This window comes from Rathayibacter sp. AY1A7, from assembly GCF_002930845.1.
GTDB lineage: Bacteria > Actinomycetota > Actinomycetes > Actinomycetales > Microbacteriaceae > Rathayibacter.
Genome location: NZ_PSTL01000002.1, coordinates 244,278 through 263,325 on the forward strand (window position 1 = coordinate 244,278; position 19,048 = coordinate 263,325).

Here is a 19,048-nt window from a genome sequence, read left to right on the forward strand (position 1 = left end):
GCATCAACGAAGGAACCCCCTCCCGTCGTCTCGACAGGAGGGGGTTCTCTCGTTGTGCTGTGTGGCCGTGGCTCAGGCGGCCGGGCGGCCGACCATGCCGGCGGGCGTGCCCCAGGTGTTCCAGATGCGCACGGGCTTGCCGTAGTCGGCGGCCTCGATGATCTGGTTGTTCCCGAGGTAGATGGCCACGTGGTAGTAGTCCCCGCCGCCGCCCCAGAAGATCAGGTCGCCGCGCTGGCGCTGGCTGTAGGGGACGAGCTTGCCGGCGCCGGCCATGGTGTTGTACTGGTTCGTCGCCGAGTGGGTGCCGATGTAGATGCCCGAGGACGCGTACGAGGCCTTGGTGAGGCCCGAGCAGTCCCACTGGTCCGGACCCATGCCGCCGAGGACGTACTCCTCGCCGAGCTGCGCCATCGCGTACGAGATCGCGTTCTCGACGGCGCCGCTGGTCGGCACCAGGACCGGAGCGGTGACCGGCTGCGGGAGCGGCTGAGCCGCCGGCTGGGCGATCGGCTGAGCAGCGGGCTGGGCCGGAGCCGGAGCCGGAGCCGGCTGCTGCTGCGCGGGCTGCGGAGCGGCGGGCTGCGGGAGGGACGCGGTCTGACGCGACGGGGCGGCGGTGTCGGCCTGCGCCGAGGACTGCTGCTGGGCGGAGCGGGCGGTGGACTGCGCCTGAGCGGCGGCCTCCGCCTCGGCCTGAGCCTGGGCGGCGGCCTCGTCGGCCTGGCGCTTCTGCTCGCCCGCGAGGTACTGGGTCTCGGCCTCGACCGAGGAGTCCTTCAGCAGAGCGAGCTGGGCGACCAGCTCCTGCGACTTCTCCTCCTGCGCCGAGAGCGACGCGCGGGCCGACTCGGCGGCGGCGTCGGCGTCCTTGCGCGCGGCGTCGGCCTCGTCCGAGAGCGCCTGGTGCTCGGTGACGGCGCGGTCTGCCTGGTCGCCGAGCGACTCCGCGTTCTGCTTGTCGGCGAGGGCGTCGGCGTAGACCTTCTGCGACTGCTCCGAGAGCTGCGACATCGCGCCGAGCTGGTAGAGCAGGTCGCCCGCGTCCTTGCCCTTGGCCACGAGGCTGGCGGAGAGGTCGCCGCCGGCGGCGCGAGAGAGGTGCGCGGCCAGCAGGCCGGCGCGCATCTTCGAGGTCTGGGCCTTGGCGGAGGCGGTGGTCGCCTTCTCCTCGAGGTCGGCGACGGCCTTCGCAGCGGCGTCGAGCGCCTCCTTGGCCTGGCGCCAGGCCTCGGCCTTCTTCATCGCGGTGATCGACTTCTCGTCGACCGCGGTCTGCAGGCTCGCGATGAGGCCGGTGATCGAGTCGATCTCGGCCTGCTTGCTCGCCTCGTCCTTCTTGGCGTTCTGCACGTCGTCCCACGAGGGGTACTTCGCGTCGTCGGCGAGGGCCGGGGTGATGCCGAGGGACGCGGTGACCGCCGTGACCGCGAAGGCGGCGGAGATGACGAGCGGGAGGCGGCCCTTCCAGGCGCGCTCCCGGGGTGCCGGGGTGAAGGTGCGTGCGGTCGTCTGTGCGTCAGCCAAGGGTGACTCCTCGTTGGGCCATGAAAGGTTGGGCGTCGACGGCGGAGCCGTTGACGCGGGTCTCGAAGTGCAGGTGGCAGCCGGTGGACGCGCCGGTCGAGCCGACGGCGGCGATCTGCTCGCCCGCCTGGACCTGCTGGCCGACGCGGACGTAGATGCCGCCGGACATGATGTGGGCGTAGCCGGTGCTGATGCCGCTGCCGTGGTCGATCAGCACCCAGTTGCCGTAGGTGCCGTTGGGGCCCGCGTAGGAGACGGTGCCGCTGTGCGCCGCGAAGATCGGGATGCCGCAGCCACCCGCGAGGTCGGTGCCGCGGTGGTACGAGCCGGAGGATCCTCCGCCGGTCGAGATGCTGTCGCGCGGGCCGAAGGTGCCGGTGATGCGGCCTCCGGCAGGGCGGACCCAGCCGGAGTCGCTGACGGCGCTGGAGCCGCCGCCGCCCGAGGGGGCGACGTACCCGCCGCCGCCGCTGCCGCCGCTGGACGCGGCTGCGGCCCGGGCGGCCTCGCGGCGCGCGGCTTCGGCCTGGGCGGCGGCCTGACGGGCGGCCTCCTCCTCGGCGAGCTTCCGGAGGCGCTCGGCCTCGCGGGCGGCGACGCCGGCCTCGTACTCGGCCACGGTCTTCGACTCGGTGTCGCGGAGCGCGGCGAGCTGCTGCTCGAGCACGACGCTCTGCTCCTGCTGCTCGGCGAGCGCGGCCTCGGACGCCTCCTGGGCGGCGGTCGCCTCGGCCAGCTTCTGCTCGGCGGCGACGCGGAGGCGCTCGCGCTCCGTCTGCGCCACCTCGGCCTGGTCGGCGAGGGAGGACGCGGTGTTGCGGGCGGTGCTGGCCTGCTCGTAGATCGCGGAGGAGCGCTCGACCAGCTTGGTCATGCTCCCGATCTTCGACAGCAGCTGGTCGGCCTGGCCGGCCTTCTGGTCGAGGAAGATGTTGACGGACAGGTCGGTGCCGGTGCTGCGGTAGAGCTGCGCGGCGAGCAGGCCCGCCTGCTGCGAGGCCTTGTCGGCCTCCTCGGCGCTGGCGGCGGCCCGGTCCTCGAGCTTCTTCGACTGGTCCGAGGCCTCGTCGAACGCCTGCTGAGCGGCGAAGTGCTCGTCGCCGCGCTGCTGCGCGAGCTGCTGAGCGGAGGCGACCTCGCTCTGGAGGTCGCCGATCAGGGACGTGATCCGGTCGACCTGAGCGGCCGCGGCGGCGGTGTCGCCCTTCGCCGCCTCGACGTCGGCCCACGACGGGTACTCGACCGCCTGGGCGGGAGTGGCGACGAGCAGGCCGGCGACGAGCGCGACGACGGCGGAGGCCAGGGCAGCACCTCGGAGTCGCCCGAGTCGCGGCGCGCCGGGGAGGCGGGCGGAACGCGGACGGCGCAGGGAGTGGGGCATGGGACCTCGGGGATAGGGGGCCCTCCCTCCGCGGCGGTGCGGCTCCGGCGCGCGGGTGGGGGGAAGAGCGATTCCGCCCCACCCTAACCGCGGCCCTGCCCGATCTCCTAGACCCGGGTCAACCCCGGACGGGGTGCACGCCGCCTGCGGAACCGTCGATTTTGCATCCTGCGCCGCGGCCCCCTATGCTTGCGTGTCGGTAGTCATGGGGGGTCGGCCGCAGGGTCGCCCCGCGAGTCTCCGGCCCCATCGTTTAGTGGCCTAGGACACCGCCCTTTCACGGCGGCAGCACGGGTTCGAATCCCGTTGGGGTCACGGATGGGTCGGTACTACCAGCACCACCAGAAGTACCAGCACCACCGGAAAGTGCGCCGGCTCGAGAGGGTCGGGGCGTGAAAATAGAACAGCCTCGAAGGCAGTATGCTTGTCTTCGCAACGAGGCCCTGTAGCGCAGTTGGTTAGCGTGCCGCCCTGTCACGGCGGAGGTCGCGGGTTCAAGTCCCGTCAGGGTCGCAAAGAGGCCCTTCCGAGAGGAAGGGCCTTTTTCAGGAGATCACCTCTCCAGCGACATCACGTCGCAACGGCTCTGTAGCTCAGTTGGTAGAGCGCACGACTGAAAATCGTGAGGTCACGGGATCGACGCCCGTCGGAGCCACTGGAACCCTCGCCTAGCTTCTACATGGCGGGGGTTTCTTCGTACCCGGAGGTCCCCGCCGCCGCGATTTGCCGCACATCCCTCCCGTTCCGGCCCGCGCCGAGCAGTGACTGCGGCCCGGATCCCGTCCAGGCGGTCTGCGTAGGCTGGCCCGGCCATGCAACCCGACGCCTTCCCGCCGCCCGATCCCGCGACGCTCGCGCCCGACTCCGCTGCGACGACGTCGTGGTCGGCCGAGCCTCTCCCCTCGGTCCAGGCGCCCTACTCCTCCCTCCTCTACCTGCCCGATCCTCGCGTCCGCTGGGGCCTGCCGACCGCCGTGCTCACGATCGTCGGGATCGTCCTGCCGCTGGCCGTGCTCATCCTGCTGTTCGGGTTCGGCGTGCTCCCCTACTCCGCCGGACTCGCCTTCGCGGGGGCGCTCGCGAGCTACCTCGTCGCGCTGATCGTCCCGTTCGCGGCGTCTCGGCTGCGCGGGCTGGGCACGATGGCGGCCGACTTCGGGCTGCGGTTCCGCTGGATCGACGTGCCCATCGGGATCGGGCTCGGCATCGCGGTGCGCGTCGTGATCCTGTTCGTGCTCGCCGCGTTCGCTCCGCTCCTCCAGGACGCGCAGGGGAACCTCGACATCGACCCCGATCCGCTGTGGTTCGTGCTGAGCTCGGTCCTCATCCCCGTCGTCGTCGCGCCGCTGGTCGAGGAGGTCCTCTGCCGCGGCGTCGTGATGCGCGCAGTGCGGAACCGGATGCTCCGGGGCTCCGCGGAGTCGGCGCCGCCCACCCGCGGCCGGCGGATCTGGGCGATGGCGTTCAGCATCCTGGCGTCCACGGCGGTCTTCGCCCTGCTGCACGGGCACCAGATGGTGAACCCGGCGACGATCGTGACACTCGGCGTGACCACGGTCACCGCGGGACTCGCGCACGGCTGGATCGCGACGATCACCGGGCGGCTCGGAGCGGCGATCGTCTCGCACGCGACGCTGAACGGCTCCGCGGTGCTGCTGCTGGCGCTGCTGCCGCTGCTGACTCCGTAGGGGGATCTCGAGACGCCCGTTGCGCGGGCTGCTCGATCGGCAGGAGTCGGGGCGGCCCGATCGGCGGCGTGGGGCGACGCGTCAGACGTCGTAGGTGCGCGCCCCGGGCAGCGGGCCGCGGACCTGGCGGTGCAGGCGCTCCATGTCGGCGTCGAGGGTGGCGGCGGTGCGGGCCGCGTCGGCGAGGCCGTCGAGGAGCTCCTGCGGGACCTGGCGGTCGTACTTGTAGTAGATCTTGTGCTCCAGGCTCGCCCAGAAGTCCATCGCGATGGTCCGGAACTGCACCTCGACGCAGACGTCGACCGATCCGCCGGAGAGGAACACGGGCACCTCGACGATCGCGTGCAGGCTCTTGTAGCCGTTCTCCTTCGGCTCGGCGATGTAGTCCTTCACCTCGAGCACCGTCACGTCGGACTGCGAGGTGAGCAGGTCGAAGACGCGGTAGACGTCCGAGACGAAGCTGCAGGTGATCCGCACGCCGGCGATGTCGGTGATCGCGTCGGCGATGCCCTCGAAGGTCGTCTCGCAGCCCTTGCGCTCGATCTTCTCGATCAGGCTGTCGGCCGACTTGAGCCGGCTCGTGACGTGCTCGATCGGGTTGTACTCCTGCAGCTCGCGGAACTCCTCCTGCAGGATCGACACCTTCGTGACGATCTCGTCCATCCCGAACTTGTACTGGAGCATGAAGCGCGCGAAGTCGTCGCGCAGTGCGCGGATCTCGGCGACGGTGGTGGCGTCGAGCGCCTCGGCGACGGCGTCCGTCAGCGGAGGGACGGCGTGCGCGGGTTCGGGGATGCGGGATTCCACAGTCGGACACCCTACGCGCGGAGTCGTTCGAGACCGGTGGGAGGCACCCGGCCTAGCCTGGGAGCGTGATCACCGAGCCCCGCCCGCTGCGCTTCTGCGCGTTCGTCATGAACACCGCCTCCCACATCCAGCACGGCCTCTGGCGCCACCCCGACGCCCGGCAGCACGAGTTCGACGACGTGCAGCTCTGGATCGACCTCGCCCGGACGCTGGAGCGCGGCCGCTTCGACGCGATGTTCTTCGCCGACGTGGCGGGGCTCTACGGTCCGGCGGACGGCGACTGGGACGTCAACGCCCGCGAGGGGCTGCAGCTGCCCAGCAACGACCCGTCGGTGCTGCTCTCGGCCCTGGCGGTGAGCACCGAGCACCTCGGCTTCGCGTTCACGAGCTCGGTGCTGCAGTCGCATCCGTTCGACTTCGCCCGGAAGGTCTCGACCCTCGACCACCTCTCGAAGGGGCGGATCGCCTGGAACATTGTCACCAGCGCCCTCGACGGCGCGGCCCGCAACTTCGGCTACGACCGGCTCGAGGAGCACGACGAGCGCTACGCCTGGGCGCAGGAGTACCTCGACGTGGTCTACAAGCTGTGGGAGGGCTCGTGGGACGACGGCGCGCTCCTGCGCGACAAGAGCGGCTCCTTCGCCGACCCGGCGCGCATCCACCGCATCGACCACGTCGGGAAGCGCCACCGCGTGCAGGGGCCGCACCTCTCGGCTCCGTCGCCCCAGCGCACGCCCGTGCTCTTCCAGGCCGGCTCCTCCCCCGCGGGCCGGCGCTTCGCCGCGCGGAACGCGGAGGCGCAGTTCGTGTTCTCGGGGTCGCCGGAGAAGACCCGCGAGCTGATCGAGGACACGCGGGCCCTCGCCGCGGCGGCCGGTCGCGGAGCGGGTGCGCCCTCCTTCTACCTGGGCCTCTCCTTCATCACCGGCGACACGGAGGAGGAGGCGCGCCGCGCCGAGCGCGAGATCGACGAGTACCTCTCCTCGGACGCGTTCCTCGTGCACTCGAACCTCGGCTTCGACCCGGCGACGGGCGAGAGGCTCGACCCCGACCTGCCGCTCTCGGCGATCGGGACCTACGCCGGCCAGAGCCACCTGCAGTGGATCCGCGACGCCTCCCCCGACCGCGAGCCGACCGTCCGCGATCTGGCCCGGCTCTCGGCGAAGCTGCGCGGACGGGTCGTCGGCACTCCGGAGCAGATCGCCGACCACCTGGCGGGCTGGCGCGACGCGGGGATCGACGGGATCAACGTCGTCAACTGGATCCTGCCCGGCAGCTACGAGGAGTTCGTCGACAGGGTGATGCCGGTGCTCCAGGAGCGGGGCCTCGCGCAGACCGACTACGCCGAGGGGACGCTGCGCCGCAAGCTGTTCGGGACGGACGAGCTGCCGGCGACGCACCCGGCGCGGGCGTACCGCGGGGCGTTCGCGGGCTGAGCCGTCGCGGGCCGGGCTCTGCGCGTCCACTGCCCCTGCACCGGCTGCCCGCCCCGCCCCGCGCACTCCGTCGGGCGGGGGGACGCGAGGGCGGGTGCGGCTCCGTAGCGTCGAGGGATGATCCAGACCTGGGGAGTCCTGACCGCGCTGTACGGAGTCGTCGTGACGGCGGTCGCGGTGCTCGCGATCGTGCTGCTGGTGCTGCTGTGCCGCCTGGTGCTCGCCGCGCGCGAGAACCTGCAGGCCTCGACGCGGCTGCGCGAGCTGCAGATCGAGCGGATGCTGCTCGAGGACGAGTAGCGGGCCGCGCGTCGCCGGCCGCGACCAGGTCTCCTCGGCGAGGAGCATTCGCGGCCGACGACGCGCGGACCGGTCAGGGCAGAGCGGGTCGCGCCTCCGGGCGGGGCGCCCGCGGGATGAGCAGGCCGAGGGCGACGGCGACCAGCGCTCCGATCGCGCCGATCACGAACGTGGTCTCGAAGCCCTGCGAGCTCGGCAGCTGCACGTCGCCGACCGACACGGTCAGCTGCGCGAGCACGCCCGCGGTCACGGCGGAGGAGAGCGTCGTGCCGAGGGTGCGCATCAGCGAGTTCAGCCCGTTCGCGGCGGCGGTCTCCGAGGCGGGGACGGCGTGCATGATGAGCGTCGGCATCGCGGCGTAGGCGAGGCCCAGCCCGACGCCGATGAGGGCGTTGATCACCAGGATCTGCCACACCTCGCCGCCGAACGGGAGGATCAGCAGGTACGAGACCGCGATCAGCCCGGAGCCGGCGATCAGCACGAGCCGCGGCCCGGACTGCGCCGAGAGGCGGGCGGCGAGCGGGGACGTCGCCATCATCGCCAGGCCCGAGGGCGCGAGCACGAGGCTCGCCACGATCAGGCTCAGGCCGAAGCCGACGCCGGACGCGGTCGGCAGCTCGAGGCGCTGCGGCAGCGTGATCTGGGCGCCGAAGAACGCGAAGCCGACCGCCACCGAGGCGAGGTTGGTGAAGAGGACGGCGGGGCGGGCGGCCACCCGGAGGTCGACGAGCGGGCTCTCCTGCCGCAGCTCGTACCAGCCCCAGAGGAGCAGGACGGCGATGCCGCCGAGGCCGGAGCCGAGGATCGCGGGGCTCGTCCAGCCGGAGTCGTTGCCGCGCGAGACGGCGATCAGCACGCCGCTCAGTCCGAGGGCGAGGCCGATGGTGCCGACCACGTCGAAGGTGCCGGCCGAGCGCAGCGTCGACACCGGCACGACCAGGAGGACGAGGACGATGTCGAGGACGCCGAGGCCTGCAGACATCCAGAACAGGACGTGCCAGTCGGTGTTCTGCGCGATGAGGGCGCTGAGCGGCAGGCCGAGCGCGCCGCCGATGCCGAGGGTCGCGCTGACCAGGGCGATCGCGCCGGGGAGCCGGTCGCGGTGGAGGGTGTCGCGGAGGATCGAGATGCCGAGCGGGATGACGCCCATCACCGCGCCCTGGAGGGCCCGGCCCACGACCAGCGTCCACACGTCGCCCGCGAAGGCGCAGACGATCGAGCCGATCACGAGCACGACCAGCGCGGCCACGGCCATCCGCCGCTTGCCGTAGAGGTCGCCGAGGCGGCCCGAGACCGGGGTGAGGATGCAGGCGCTCAGCAGCGTCGCGGTGATCACCCACGCGGTCTCGGTGCGGTCGGCGCCGAGCAGCGTCGGCAGCTCGGACTGGATCGGGACGACCAGCGTCTGCATGAAGGAGGCGCTCATGCCCGCGAAGGCGAGGACGGCGGTGATGAGGCGCGGGTCCGGCGAGCGGGTCAGGGAGCGTCTGTCGGAGTCGGGCACGGCGGTCCTTCGTGTCGGCGGCGGACGCGCACCCGGACCGCGGCGGCGGGCGGGCCGTCGTCGGCGGGATCGTATCGCTCGGCTCTGCTTTCGACCGGCTCGGGGCTCAACGGCGCGGGGCGCCACTTTGTTCCCTCCTTCTCCTTCCCGCGCGCGTCGGGCAGGACGAGGATGGGCGGATGATCGACATCGAGAGCTGGATCGCCCGCTACGAGAAGGCCTGGGCCACGGACGACGCGGCAGACGTGGCCGCACTGTTCACCGAGGACGCCGAGTACTTCACGGCGCCGCACCGCGACGCGATCACTCCGCGCGGCGCGATCGTCGAGTGGTGGCGGGCGGAGGAGGAGCCCGCCGACCCGACGTTCGCGTGGGGCCTGGTCGCGCTGACGGAGGAGACCGCCGTGGTGGAGGCGCGCACCGTCTACCCGGGCGACCGCACCTACCTGAACCTCTGGGTCATCCGCTTCGCCCCCGACGGGCGGGCGCGCTCGTTCACCGAGTGGTACATGGAGGAGCCGGCCGACTCCGTGTCCTGACCCGCGCGGGTCCCCAGGGAGCGGCGAGGAGCCCTCAGCGGCGCCCGGTCAGAGCTGCGCGGCCGCGAAGGTGTCGCAGCTGGTGGCGTCGCCCTCGAAGCCGGCCTGGAACCAGCGCTGCCGCTGCTCGGCCGAGCCGTGCGTCCATCCCTCCGGATCGACGGTGCCGGTGGCCTGCTCCTGGATGCGGTCGTCGCCGACGGCGGCCGCGGCGCCGAGCGCGTCCTGGTACTCCTGCGCCGTCACCGGCTTGAGGTAGGGCGTGCCGGTCTCGTCGGGCACCGTCGAGGCGTCGCCCACCCAGGCTCCGGCGAAGCAGTCGGCCTGCAGCTCGAGGCGCACCGAGTCCGACTCGGGGCCGGTGCCGGAGCGGTCCGCCGACTCCATCGCGCCGGTCAGGTTCTGGATGTGGTGGCCCCACTCGTGGGCGAGGATGTACATCTGCGCGAGCGATCCGCCCGAGGTGTCGAACCGGGTGCGCAGCTCGTCGAAGAAGTCGGTGTCGAGGTAGATCGTCCGGTCCGGCGGGCAGTAGAACGGGCCGACCGCGGCGGTCGCGCTCCCGCAGCCGGTGGTGGTGCTGTCCTCGAACAGGTCGACGCCGGTCGGGGTCGTGTAGGCGACTCCGAGGGTCGGCGTCTGCTCGCCCCAGTAGCGGTCGAGCGACTCGGCCGCACCCTCGAGGCGGCAGTCGACCTGCGTGTTCGCGTCGGCGCCGCTGTCGCAGGCCACCGCGGTGGAGGTGACGCCCTCCGGCGAGGACCCGCCTCCGCCGAACACCTCGCCGAGGCCCGAGAGGTTCACGCCGAGCAGCTGCGAGAGCAGCGCGAGCACGACCACGCCCACCGCACCCCCGCCGACGGCGATGCCGGTGGTGCGGCCGCGGCGGCGGACCTTGCCGCCGCTGAGCTGGGAGTCGTCGTTGAAGGTCATGCCGACGAAGCTAGCGCTCCGCGGACGGGCTCCGCTCGGGCTTGCGGTCAGCCCCAGCGCGACTCGCTGGCCGAGCGGATGATCTCGAGCAGCGCCTCGCGCAGGGGGCCGTGCTCGAGCGAGCCCGGGAACATGTCGACCTCGAGGCGGTGCGCCCGGCGCCAGGCCTCGCCGCCCGCGTCGGTGAGCGCGACGAGCTGCCGGCGGCGGTCCGACGGATCCGTGGTGCGCGAGACGTGGCCCTCGCGCTCGAGGCGCTCGATGGTGCGCGACATGGTCTGCACCTCGACGTGGGCCGCGGCGGCCAGCTCCTTCTGCGCGACGGGACCCGCCTGCAGGAGGTGCAGCACGATCAGGCCGGCGTGGGTGAGGCCGATCTCGGCGAGGGCGCCGTGCCAGGCGTGCTCGACCATCCGGGAGGCGGTGGAGAGCAGCCGGCCGGTGGGCCAGTCCTCCATCCCGGAGGCGTCGTCCGCGCGCATCTGATCAGGGTAGACCCGCTCCCGGGACACGACGGCACCGGGCGCGGGACGCTCAGGCACGGGCGCCGGGGCATCCCGGCCGCGAGGCGCGGACCGCCCCGCCCATCAGGACGCGAAGCGGTCCGTCGCCTCGATCAGCGCGTCGAGGATCCCCGGCTCGTCGAAGGCGTGGCCCGCGTCGGCGATCATCCGGAAGTCGGCCTCGGGCCAGGCCCGGTGCAGGTCCCAGGCGGTGAAGGCCGGGGTGCACATGTCGTAGCGGCCCTGCACGATGACGGCCGGGATGTCGCGGAGGACGCCGGCGTCGCGGATCAGCTGCCCCTCCTCCAGCCAGCCCCTGTGCACGAAGAAGTGGTTCTCGATGCGGGCGAAGGCGAGCGCGAAGACGGGATCGGACCAGTCCGCGATCAGCTCCGGCTTCTGCAGGAGGGTGATGGTCGACGCCTCCCAGGTGGTCCAGGCGACACCGGCGGGGCCGTGCACGGCGGGGTCCGCGTCGTGGAGCAGGCGGTAGTACGCCTCGATGAGGCTGCCCCGCTCGCCGGCCGGGACGACGGAGGTGTAGCCCTCCCAGAGGTCCGGGTAGACCGCGGCGGCGCCGCCCTCGTAGAACCACTCGAGCTCGGCGCGGCGGAGGGTGAAGATCCCGCGGAGGACGATCTCGCTGACCCGCTCGGGGTGGGTCTCGGCGTAGGCGAGGGCGAGGGTCGAGCCCCAGGAGCCGCCGAGCACGAGCCAGCGCTCGACGCCGAGGTGCTCGCGGAGGCGCTCGATGTCGGCGACCAGGTACCAGGTGGTGTTGGTCGAGAGGTCGGCCTCCGGCTCGCCGGCGTGCGGGGTGGAGCGGCCGCACATCCGCTGGTCGAACAGCACGATGCGGTACTTCTCGGGGTCGAACAGCCGCCGGTGGGCGGGCGAGGTGCCGGCGCCGGGGCCGCCGTGCAGGAACACGACGGGCTTGCCCTCGGGGTTGCCCGAGACCTCCCAGTAGAGCGAGTGGCCGTCGCCGACGTCGAGCATGCCGGAGTCGTGGGGCTCGATCTCGGGGTACAGAGTGCGCATGGCCCGCACCCTACCGACTGTCAGGGTCGCGGTCCGCGAGGCGGGCGGCCCGGCCCCGGAGTGGGCGGGAGCGCCCGCGTCCACCCGGCGCACCCGCCTCCCGCGGTCGTTACTGTGGAGCGGACCTGCACGCCCCCGTCGAAGGAGCCCCCATGCCCACCATTGTGCGCGGCGTCATCGCCCGGTCGAAGGGCGCTCCCGTGGAGCTCGTCGACATCGTCGTCCCCGATCCGGGCCCGGGCGAGGCCGTGGTCGACATCGAGACCTGCGGTGTCTGCCACACCGACTTCCACTACCGCGAGGGCGGGATCAGCGACGACTTCCCCTTCCTCCTCGGTCACGAGGCGGCCGGACGGGTCAGCGCGATCGGAGAGGGAGTCACCCATGTCGCGGTCGGCGACTTCGTGGTCCTCAACTGGCGCGCGGTCTGCGGCGAGTGCCGGGCCTGCACCCGGGCCGAGCCCTGGTACTGCTTCGACACCTTCAACGCGACGCAGCGGATGACCCTGGAGGACGGCACCGAGCTCAGCCCCGCCCTCGGGATCGGCGCCTTCGCCGAGAAGACCCTCGTGCACGCGAAGCAGTGCACGAAGGTCGATCCGGAGGCGGACCCCGCCGCGGTGGGCCTGCTCGGCTGCGGGATCATGGCCGGCCTCGGCGCGGCGATGAACACCGGGAACGTGACGCGCGGCGACTCCGTCGCGGTCATCGGCTGCGGAGGAGTCGGCACGGCCGCCGTGGTCGGCGCCGCTCTCGCGGGCGCCGGCACGGTCATCGCGATCGACCGGGACCCCAAGAAGCTGGTTGCGGCCGAGAAGCTCGGCGCCACGCACGTCATCGACTCCAGCGGCCTCGACGAGGCGGGCGTCGTCGCGGCGGTGCAGGCCCTGACGAACGGCTTCGGAGCGGACGTCGTCATCGACGCTGTGGGCCGCCCCGAGACCTGGCGCCAGGCGTTCTACGCCCGCGACCTCGCCGGGACCGTGGTGCTGGTCGGGGTGCCGACTCCCGAGATGACCCTCGAGATCCCCCTGCTCGACGTCTTCGGCCGCGGTGGATCGCTGAAGTCGAGCTGGTACGGCGACTGCCTGCCCGAGCGCGACTTCCCGATGCTGACCGGCCTCTACCTCCAGGGCCGCCTGCCCCTGGACGAGTTCGTGAGCGAGCGGATCGGGATCGAGGACATCGAGGAGGCCTTCGCCACGATGGCCGGCGGCGACGTGCTCCGCTCGGTGGTGGTGCTCTGATGGGCGCGCGGATCGAGCAGCTCGTCACGAGCGGCACCTTCAGCCTCGACGGCGGCACCTGGGACGTCGACAACAACGTGTGGATCGTCGGCGACGACTCCGAGTGCGTCGTCATCGACGCGGCCCACGACGCGGACGCGATCCTCGCGGCCGTCGGCGAGCGCCGGCTCCTCGCCGTACTGCTGACCCACGGGCACGACGACCACCTCGACGCGGTCGAGGGAGTCCGCGCTGCGACCGGCGCCCCGGTGCTGCTCCACGAGGCCGACCGGATGCTGTGGGACGCCGTGCACCCCGGCACGGCCCCGAGCGGCGGTCTGGTCGACGGGCGGATCGTGCCCGTCGCCGGCGTCGAGCTCGAGGTGCGGCACACCCCGGGCCACACCCCCGGCGCCGTCTGCTTCGTCGCCGAGGCGCTCGGCACGGTGTTCACCGGCGACACCCTCTTCCAGGGCGGGCCGGGGGCCACCGGCCGCTCGTACAGCGACTTCCCGACGATCATCGACTCGATCACGGAGCGCCTGCTGACGCTGCCCGCCGAGACGGTGGTCCGGACCGGCCACGGCGACTCTACGACGATCGGGGCGGAGGCGCCGCACCGCGAGGAGTGGATCGCGCGCGGGCACTGACCGGGCGGGGCCGGCGCAGAGGCTGCCGGCCCTCCCGCTTCGGCATTCTGCTCGCCCGGATGTCCGACGGGTGTGGGAGTTTCGCAACCGATGGTCGTGCTCCCTTGTTACCGTGAACAATCGCCGGTAGCGTGCGGAGACCACACCGCAGGCGGGATCCCCCGTCCGCCCACCGGTTCGCTGCAGAACCCGAGAGGACACGTCGACGATGACGTCACGACCCCCGGGCGGAGGCAGGCCCTCGCGCCTGCTCGCCGCCACCCTCGCCGCATCCGCGACGATCGCCCTCGCCGCCGGCGCCGCCGTGCCGGTCGCCGTCGCCGCGACAGCGGCGACCACTCCCGCGCAGAGCCTGCTCGCGGACTTCACCTTCGACACCGCCCCGAGCGGAGGCGCCTTCACCGACAGGTCGACCCGCGCCGCCGTGAAGGGCACGCCGACCCTCGTCGCCGGCCGCACCGGGCAGGGCAGCGCCGTCTCGCTGTCGTCCTCGTTCTGGCTCGACCTCACTGCGACCGACGGGCAGCCGCTGCTGAAGGGTCGCGACTCCGTCACTCTGTCGTACGACTCCAAGCCCGCCGCCGCGGACAACGTCGGCTGGTCGGTCTTCGCCGCTCGCTCGGCCGCGACCCAGGACTACGCCCAGGAGAAGTACGTCGGCGTCCTCGACAGGACGAACGGCATCACCGTCGAGCGGTACGCCAACAGCGGCGCCCGCGACTCCTCGGGCAACCTCACCGGCCCGAGCAGCACGGAGTGGAAGCACGTCGATCTCGTGCTGAGCGCCGGCACCGCCCGCCTCTACGTCGACGCGAAGCCCGTCGCCGTCACGACGGCCGGCCCCTCGCTCGCGACGGTCCTCGGATCGACCGGCGGAGTCCTGCAGATCGGCAAGGCCAACTGGGGCGGCGGGGAGTACTTCGCCGGACTCCTCGACAATCTGCGCGTCTACGACCGCGCTCTGACCGGGGCCGAGCTGGGCGCGACGAGCAGCACTGTGGCGACCGACCTGCGCGCCGCCCTCGACGTCCCCACGACCGTGCTCGGCGACCTGCCCGCGCAGGTCCTCGGGAACACCGTGACGTGGACCGCCTCCGGCGCCGGCGCCGCGCGCGTCTCCTCCACCGGCGCCGTGAACCTCTCGGGCCTCACCGCTCCCGTCGCCGTCCGCCTCCAGGCAGCCGTCGCCGGGCAGACCTACGCGTGGGACAGCACCCTCGCCGTGCCCGGCGGGCGCATCGCCACCTCCGTCAAGACCGTCACCACGACGAACGGAGTGAAGGACGACCCGCTGGCGTACAACGACGACCGCCGCGCGGACTCGCTCTTCACGGCCGCACTGCCCGCCGGCGCGACCACCTGGGAGCCGCTGAACCGCTCGCAGTCGATCCTCTCCGTCCTCAAGGACGGCGATCAGGCGCAGCGCCCGAACGCCCAGATGGGCTCGCCGCTGCTGTTCCGCTCGAAGGACGGCTCGCTCGGCGCGGTCTCGTCGCAGAACAACGCCACGGACTCCGTCTACCTCTGGAGCTCCGCCGACGGCCGCACGTTCCGCGACCAGCGCGTCCTCCGGGTCGCGCCGGGCTCGGTCGTGACCGACCCGCGGATCGTCTTCGACTCCGCCCTCGGCGTCTACAAGCTGTTCTGGACCGATCTGCTCACCACCGAGGGCCGCGTGACGCTGTTCACGGACCTCGCCTCCGGCACCGCTCCCGGAGCGACCACCCGCGCCGACGCCCGTGTCCCCGGTGTCCAGGGCTCGGGTCTCCCCGCCGGGTTCACCCAGGGCCAGGCCGGCGAGACGGCGCTGACCTCGACCGAGTTCAGCACGTTCTACCGCGAATACGTCGACCTGAAGAACACCGGTGTGAAGTCGCTCAGCGGCTCCGTCGACTCCGGCGCCGGATCCGCTGCGATCGCCGCAGCGCTCCCGGGGCAGGCCGTGATGGAGTACAACGACGGCTCGACCAAGTCGCTCAACGTCGACTGGCAGGACGATCTGACCACCGCCGTCGACACCTCGCGTCCCGGGACCTACCGGGTCACCGGCTCCGTCCAGCAGGACCCCGAGGCGATGGTCAACGAGGCCCGCGCGGATCCGCACGTCTTCTTCAACGAGGACGACGGCTACTACTACCTCACGGGCTCGCACTACGGTCAGGACTCGCTCGGCCCGATCGAGGAGAGCTCCAGCTACCGCAAGATCGGCCTCAAGCGCTCGAAGACCATCGCCGGTCTCGACTCCGCTCCCGAGCAGATCGTGATCGACCCCGACGCCGGCACGCCCGGTCGCCAGAGCCAGTACCCGAACACCTTCTACGGCTGGGGCGGATACATCTGGGCGCAGGAGTTCCACAAGATCAACGGCACCTGGTGGATCGTCGCCGGCATGAACAAGGGCTACGCGCCTGTGGGCGGCTGGTGCGACAACACCGTCCTGATCCCCTACACCGGGACCGACGCCTCGATCGCCGAGGGCGGATTCCTCGACCAGACGAAGTGGGGCGAGCCGGTCGTCCTCGAGGGCGCGGCCTTCGACGTCAGCTACATCGACCGCCAGGAGAACGGCGCCACCCAGGGCTACTGGGTCCTGCCCAACGGCAACACGCTCTCCCTCGCCAAGGCGACGATGGGGCCCAAGGGCACCGTCCCGCTGGTGACCGGTGCGGTCACCCGCATCTACGGCGAGAGCCAGCCGTGGGAGTCGGGCAAGCGCTCGCCGACCCCGTCCGACACCACCGAGGGCAACGACCAGGGCGTCGTCGAGGCGCCGTTCATCGTGTCCAAGGGAGGACGCATGTACCTCACCTACTCGGGCGGAACGGTCGACAAGTACTACTCGCTCGGCCTGCTCACGGCCGACGCGAGTGCCGACCTCCTCAACCCCGCGACGTGGACGCAGACCGCGTTCCCGGTGCTGGACACCGAGGACACCTACCTGGGCCGCCTCGGCGCGGACGAGACGCAGTACTTCTCGCGCCAGCAGGCCGGCACCGGGCACAACTCGTTCGTCGAGGACGAGTCGGGCAACCTGCTCCTCGCCTACCACGCCCGCCCCTACCCGGACCCGCACACGGCGACCGATCCGCAGAACGCGGGCGGCCTGTTCGATTCGGACCGCAACACCTGGTTCAAGGGCGTGAACATCCGCGCGAGCGGCCGGCTCGACCTCTCGCTCTCGAAGGAGCAGGAGGTGGCCTCGGCCAACCGCACCGTCACGGCGACGATCACCGTGAAGGCGCCGGCTGTGCCCGTCACCGCCACTGCAGCGGCTCGCTGCGTCGCGGGCAAGGTGGTGGTCACGCTGACCACTGTCAACAAGGCCGCGTCGACCGCCGACCTCCGCTGGAACACCCTGTGGGGCGCGAAGACGCAGCAGATCGATGCGGGCCGGACCGCCTCGCTGGCCGTGACCACGCGGGCCGCCTCGGTCGCCGCCGGCACCGTCCAGGGGGTCGCCACCGTCGGCAGCGCCTCCGCTCCCGTGAGCGCCGCCTACCCGGCGCTCCGCTGCGGCTGACCTGACCGGGTCCTCCGACCGACGACGCCCGGCCGCCTCTCACCTGAGGGCGGCCGGGCGTCGTCGTTCCGGTCTGCGGTGATGTGCCGGGCGACCGGGTCGCGACCCTCGATGATCTCGGCGGTGCAGCCGGCATCGCGGGAGAAGACCCACCGGATGACGCGGCCGCGTCGGACGACCGGACCGTTGCGATCCACGAACGACTCCCCATCGAGGGGAGGTCGTCGGTCGGCGACGTACGGGGTGTCGTGAGTCGGACGGGAAGAGGCGAGCCGGTCTGCCGCTGCTGCACGAACCGGCCCGCCCCTTCGGCATCGTCTCAGTGGACGAGGGCGGCCTCCGCCTCGTCCCCGGCGGGGTCGAGGTCCTCCTTCTTCCCGCGGATGAGGAGGAATCCGATGACGGAGGCGGCGACCATGGTCACTGCGGCAGCCAGGAACACGGCCTTGTAGCCGTCGGTGAATGCGGTGAGCTCGGCCGTTCCGGACGCGATGGCGGAGTCCGCGGTGCTCGCGTAGAACACGGTGAACACCGCGAGACCGATGGACCCGCCGATGTGGAAGACGGAGTTGACGACGGCGGAGGCCACTCCGGCGTCCTCGTTCTCGACCCCGAGAAGGGCGAGGTTCTGGACGGGCACGAAGAGCATGGAGAGTCCGATTCCGAGCACGACCAGGGCGGGCAGGACCTGGAGGAAGTAGTTCCCGTCCGGGGTGATGCCGAGGAGCAGGAAGAGTCCTGCTGCCGAGACGAGCGGCCCGACGATCATCAGGGGTCGGGGGCCGAACGTGTTGAGGATCTTCGTGGTGACGGGCGAGAACGCCATGATCGCGACGGTCATGGCGAGGTTCGCGAGTCCTGCCATCAGCGGTCCCATTCCGAGCACGATCTGGAAGTAGAACGCGAGATAGAGGATGGCCCCGATCATCACGGCGCCATTGGCGGCCTGGATCAGGATCGCGCCGCCTCGCACACGACGCAGGATGACGCGCAGGGGCAGCAACGGCTGGTCGACCGTGCGTTCGATGAGCACGAAGACGGTCAGCAGGACGATGCCGAGTGCGAGGAAGGCGACGGTGTCGATCGCGCCCCATCCGTGCTCGGCTCGGGTGAACCCGTAGACGATCGCGCCCAGTCCCAGGGTCACGGTGAGGGTTCCCCAGACGTCGTAGCGGTTGTCTCCTTCCGCCTTGCTCTCGCGGAGCACGAGAGCCCCGCCGACGAGGCCGAAGGCGACGAAGATGAGGTTGACGAAGAGGCACCAGCGCCAGTCGGTGAATTCGGTGAGCACGCCGCCCAGGATCAGGCCGATTGCGGCTCCGGATCCGGCGACCGTGCCGAAGACGGCGAAGGCGAGATTGCGCTCCTTGCCGTGGGCGAACGTCACGGTGAGCATGGCGAGTGCGGCGGGGGCGAGCAGTGAAGCGAAGGCGCCCTGGACGCCGCGAGCGATGACGAGTTCCATGCCGCTCTGCGACAGTCCGGCCCAGAGCGAGGCCGCTCCGAAGCCGATCATTCCGACCATGAAGGTGCGCTTGCGGCCCCAGTAATCGGCGATCCGACCGCCCAGAAGGAGAAGTGCTCCGAAAGCGAGGGCGTAGGCGGTGACGACCCACTGGCGCAGGCTGTCGCTCATCCCGAGATCCAGTTGGGCCTGAGGCAGGGCGATGGTGACGATCATCGTGTCGAGGACGACGACGAGCTGGGTCATGGCGAGAACGGCGAGCGCCCACCAGCGGGCGTTCGGCTTGTCCGCGATTCTGGACATGAAGAAACCTCCAGGCTTCTGAGGAATGAAGTCGCTGGAGGTTTTCAGCCTCGGATCCCGCACCGGCAGTGCATCTGACCGCCCGCAGCTCCGAAGCTGGGCAGGCCGATACCGTTCCACAACTGTACAATCATGAATGTACAGTTGCTTCCTGATTCGTCGACCGTGACAGCCGTCCCTCCGGCTGCAGTCCGTCGTCAGGACGGCTCGACACCGAGGGGGTCG

15 protein-coding genes and 3 tRNA genes are annotated in these 19,048 nt (G+C 71.7%); 10 read left to right on the forward strand and 8 right to left on the reverse strand.

Features of this window, described 5'->3' with window-relative positions:
* Positions 1-72: 72 nt before the first annotated feature.
* Together C5B95_RS03325 and C5B95_RS03330 are read right to left on the reverse strand one after the other, a co-directional pair.
* The gene (locus C5B95_RS03325; protein ID WP_104226017.1) at positions 73-1,527 is read right to left on the reverse strand and encodes a C40 family peptidase; all 1,455 of its coding nucleotides are present in this window, start codon (positions 1,525-1,527) and stop codon (positions 73-75) included.
* The gene (locus C5B95_RS03330) at positions 1,520-2,908 is read right to left on the reverse strand and encodes a peptidoglycan DD-metalloendopeptidase family protein (protein ID WP_104348460.1); all 1,389 of its coding nucleotides are present in this window, start codon (positions 2,906-2,908) and stop codon (positions 1,520-1,522) included. Before C5B95_RS03330 ends, C5B95_RS03325 begins: the two co-directional genes overlap by 8 nt.
* A 242-nt stretch (positions 2,909-3,150) precedes the next feature.
* Here C5B95_RS03330 and C5B95_RS03335 point away from each other — a divergent pair.
* The 4 genes from C5B95_RS03335 to C5B95_RS03350 all read left to right on the forward strand — a co-directional run bounded on the left by C5B95_RS03335 (position 3,151) and on the right by C5B95_RS03350 (position 4,596).
* Positions 3,151-3,223, forward strand: a tRNA-Glu gene (locus C5B95_RS03335).
* 124 nt (positions 3,224-3,347) lie between these two features.
* Positions 3,348-3,421 (forward strand) — tRNA-Asp (locus C5B95_RS03340).
* A 69-nt stretch (positions 3,422-3,490) separates the two neighbouring features.
* Positions 3,491-3,563 (forward strand) — tRNA-Phe (locus C5B95_RS03345).
* 157 nt (positions 3,564-3,720) lie between these two features.
* Entirely contained in the window at positions 3,721-4,596 is an 876-nt protein-coding gene (locus C5B95_RS03350) for a CPBP family intramembrane glutamic endopeptidase (protein WP_104348461.1), read from the forward strand.
* Between the two features lie 81 nt (positions 4,597-4,677).
* On the opposite strand, the gene C5B95_RS03355 is transcribed toward C5B95_RS03350, so the two are convergent.
* Positions 4,678-5,280 (reverse strand): GTP pyrophosphokinase family protein, encoded by a 603-nt coding sequence (locus tag C5B95_RS03355; RefSeq protein WP_104234325.1) that lies wholly within the window; start codon positions 5,278-5,280, stop codon positions 4,678-4,680.
* 230 nt (positions 5,281-5,510) lie between these two features.
* Between C5B95_RS03355 and C5B95_RS03360 the strand changes: the two genes are divergently transcribed.
* Both C5B95_RS03360 and C5B95_RS03365 read left to right on the forward strand, forming a co-directional pair.
* Positions 5,511-6,839 (forward strand): NtaA/DmoA family FMN-dependent monooxygenase, encoded by a 1,329-nt coding sequence (locus tag C5B95_RS03360; RefSeq protein WP_374954248.1) that lies wholly within the window; start codon positions 5,511-5,513, stop codon positions 6,837-6,839.
* A gap of 117 nt (positions 6,840-6,956) precedes the next feature.
* Positions 6,957-7,139, forward strand: a complete 183-nt coding sequence (locus C5B95_RS03365; protein WP_104224402.1) for a hypothetical protein — start codon at positions 6,957-6,959, stop codon at positions 7,137-7,139.
* Positions 7,140-7,212: 73 nt separating this feature from the next.
* Here the strand turns inward: C5B95_RS03365 and C5B95_RS03370 are convergent, their stop codons facing one another.
* Positions 7,213-8,643, reverse strand: a complete 1,431-nt coding sequence (locus C5B95_RS03370) for an MFS transporter (RefSeq protein WP_258059764.1) — start codon at positions 8,641-8,643, stop codon at positions 7,213-7,215.
* 179 nt (positions 8,644-8,822) lie between these two features.
* On the opposite strand from C5B95_RS03370, the gene C5B95_RS03375 reads away from it, so the two are divergent.
* The gene (locus tag C5B95_RS03375) at positions 8,823-9,182 is read left to right on the forward strand and encodes a nuclear transport factor 2 family protein (RefSeq protein ID WP_104348462.1); all 360 of its coding nucleotides are present in this window, start codon (positions 8,823-8,825) and stop codon (positions 9,180-9,182) included.
* A 48-nt stretch (positions 9,183-9,230) separates the two neighbouring features.
* On the opposite strand, the gene C5B95_RS03380 is transcribed toward C5B95_RS03375, so the two are convergent.
* The 3 genes from C5B95_RS03380 to pip form a co-directional block, all read right to left on the reverse strand.
* The gene (locus C5B95_RS03380; RefSeq protein ID WP_104224400.1) at positions 9,231-10,115 is read right to left on the reverse strand and encodes a neutral zinc metallopeptidase; all 885 of its coding nucleotides are present in this window, start codon (positions 10,113-10,115) and stop codon (positions 9,231-9,233) included.
* Between the two features lie 47 nt (positions 10,116-10,162).
* The gene (locus tag C5B95_RS03385; RefSeq protein ID WP_104224399.1) at positions 10,163-10,597 is read right to left on the reverse strand and encodes a MarR family winged helix-turn-helix transcriptional regulator; all 435 of its coding nucleotides are present in this window, start codon (positions 10,595-10,597) and stop codon (positions 10,163-10,165) included.
* Between the two features lie 105 nt (positions 10,598-10,702).
* Positions 10,703-11,659: a prolyl aminopeptidase gene (gene pip, locus C5B95_RS03390; RefSeq protein ID WP_104226020.1), complete on the reverse strand. Its 957-nt coding sequence runs from the start codon at positions 11,657-11,659 to the stop codon at positions 10,703-10,705.
* Between the two features lie 152 nt (positions 11,660-11,811).
* Between pip and C5B95_RS03395 the strand changes: the two genes are divergently transcribed.
* The 3 genes from C5B95_RS03395 to C5B95_RS03405 all read left to right on the forward strand — a co-directional run bounded on the left by C5B95_RS03395 (position 11,812) and on the right by C5B95_RS03405 (position 17,055).
* Positions 11,812-12,906, forward strand: coding sequence for an S-(hydroxymethyl)mycothiol dehydrogenase (locus C5B95_RS03395; protein ID WP_104266646.1), 1,095 nt, complete (start codon positions 11,812-11,814; stop codon positions 12,904-12,906).
* Positions 12,906-13,535 carry an MBL fold metallo-hydrolase gene (locus C5B95_RS03400; protein ID WP_104226022.1) on the forward strand — a complete coding sequence of 210 codons (630 nt, stop codon included), beginning with the start codon at positions 12,906-12,908 and terminating at the stop codon, positions 13,533-13,535. The genes C5B95_RS03395 and C5B95_RS03400 overlap by 1 nt, the downstream gene beginning before the upstream one ends.
* A gap of 208 nt (positions 13,536-13,743) precedes the next feature.
* Positions 13,744-17,055 carry a family 43 glycosylhydrolase gene (locus tag C5B95_RS03405; protein WP_104348463.1) on the forward strand — a complete coding sequence of 1,104 codons (3,312 nt, stop codon included), beginning with the start codon at positions 13,744-13,746 and terminating at the stop codon, positions 17,053-17,055.
* A 319-nt stretch (positions 17,056-17,374) separates the two neighbouring features.
* Here the strand turns inward: C5B95_RS03405 and C5B95_RS03410 are convergent, their stop codons facing one another.
* Positions 17,375-18,823 carry an MFS transporter gene (locus tag C5B95_RS03410; protein ID WP_104348464.1) on the reverse strand — a complete coding sequence of 483 codons (1,449 nt, stop codon included), beginning with the start codon at positions 18,821-18,823 and terminating at the stop codon, positions 17,375-17,377.
* Positions 18,824-19,048 lie beyond the last annotated feature (225 nt).

Coding starts and splice junctions, on each gene's coding strand:
- C5B95_RS03330 (WP_104348460.1), bottom strand. CDS start 2,908: ATGCCCCACTCCCTGCGCCGTCCGCGTTCCGCCCGCCTCCCCGGCGCG.
- C5B95_RS03350 (WP_104348461.1), top strand. CDS start 3,721: ATGCAACCCGACGCCTTCCCGCCGCCCGATCCCGCGACGCTCGCGCCC.
- C5B95_RS03355 (WP_104234325.1), bottom strand. CDS start 5,280: ATGCTCCAGTACAAGTTCGGGATGGACGAGATCGTCACGAAGGTGTCG.
- C5B95_RS03360 (WP_374954248.1), top strand. CDS start 5,511: ATGAACACCGCCTCCCACATCCAGCACGGCCTCTGGCGCCACCCCGAC.
- C5B95_RS03365 (WP_104224402.1), top strand. CDS start 6,957: ATGATCCAGACCTGGGGAGTCCTGACCGCGCTGTACGGAGTCGTCGTG.
- C5B95_RS03375 (WP_104348462.1), top strand. CDS start 8,823: ATGATCGACATCGAGAGCTGGATCGCCCGCTACGAGAAGGCCTGGGCC.
- C5B95_RS03380 (WP_104224400.1), bottom strand. CDS start 10,115: ATGACCTTCAACGACGACTCCCAGCTCAGCGGCGGCAAGGTCCGCCGC.
- C5B95_RS03385 (WP_104224399.1), bottom strand. CDS start 10,597: ATGCGCGCGGACGACGCCTCCGGGATGGAGGACTGGCCCACCGGCCGG.
- pip (WP_104226020.1), bottom strand. CDS start 11,659: ATGCGCACTCTGTACCCCGAGATCGAGCCCCACGACTCCGGCATGCTC.
- C5B95_RS03395 (WP_104266646.1), top strand. CDS start 11,812: ATGCCCACCATTGTGCGCGGCGTCATCGCCCGGTCGAAGGGCGCTCCC.
- C5B95_RS03400 (WP_104226022.1), top strand. CDS start 12,906: ATGGGCGCGCGGATCGAGCAGCTCGTCACGAGCGGCACCTTCAGCCTC.
- C5B95_RS03405 (WP_104348463.1), top strand. CDS start 13,744: ATGACGTCACGACCCCCGGGCGGAGGCAGGCCCTCGCGCCTGCTCGCC.
- C5B95_RS03410 (WP_104348464.1), bottom strand. CDS start 18,823: ATGTCCAGAATCGCGGACAAGCCGAACGCCCGCTGGTGGGCGCTCGCC.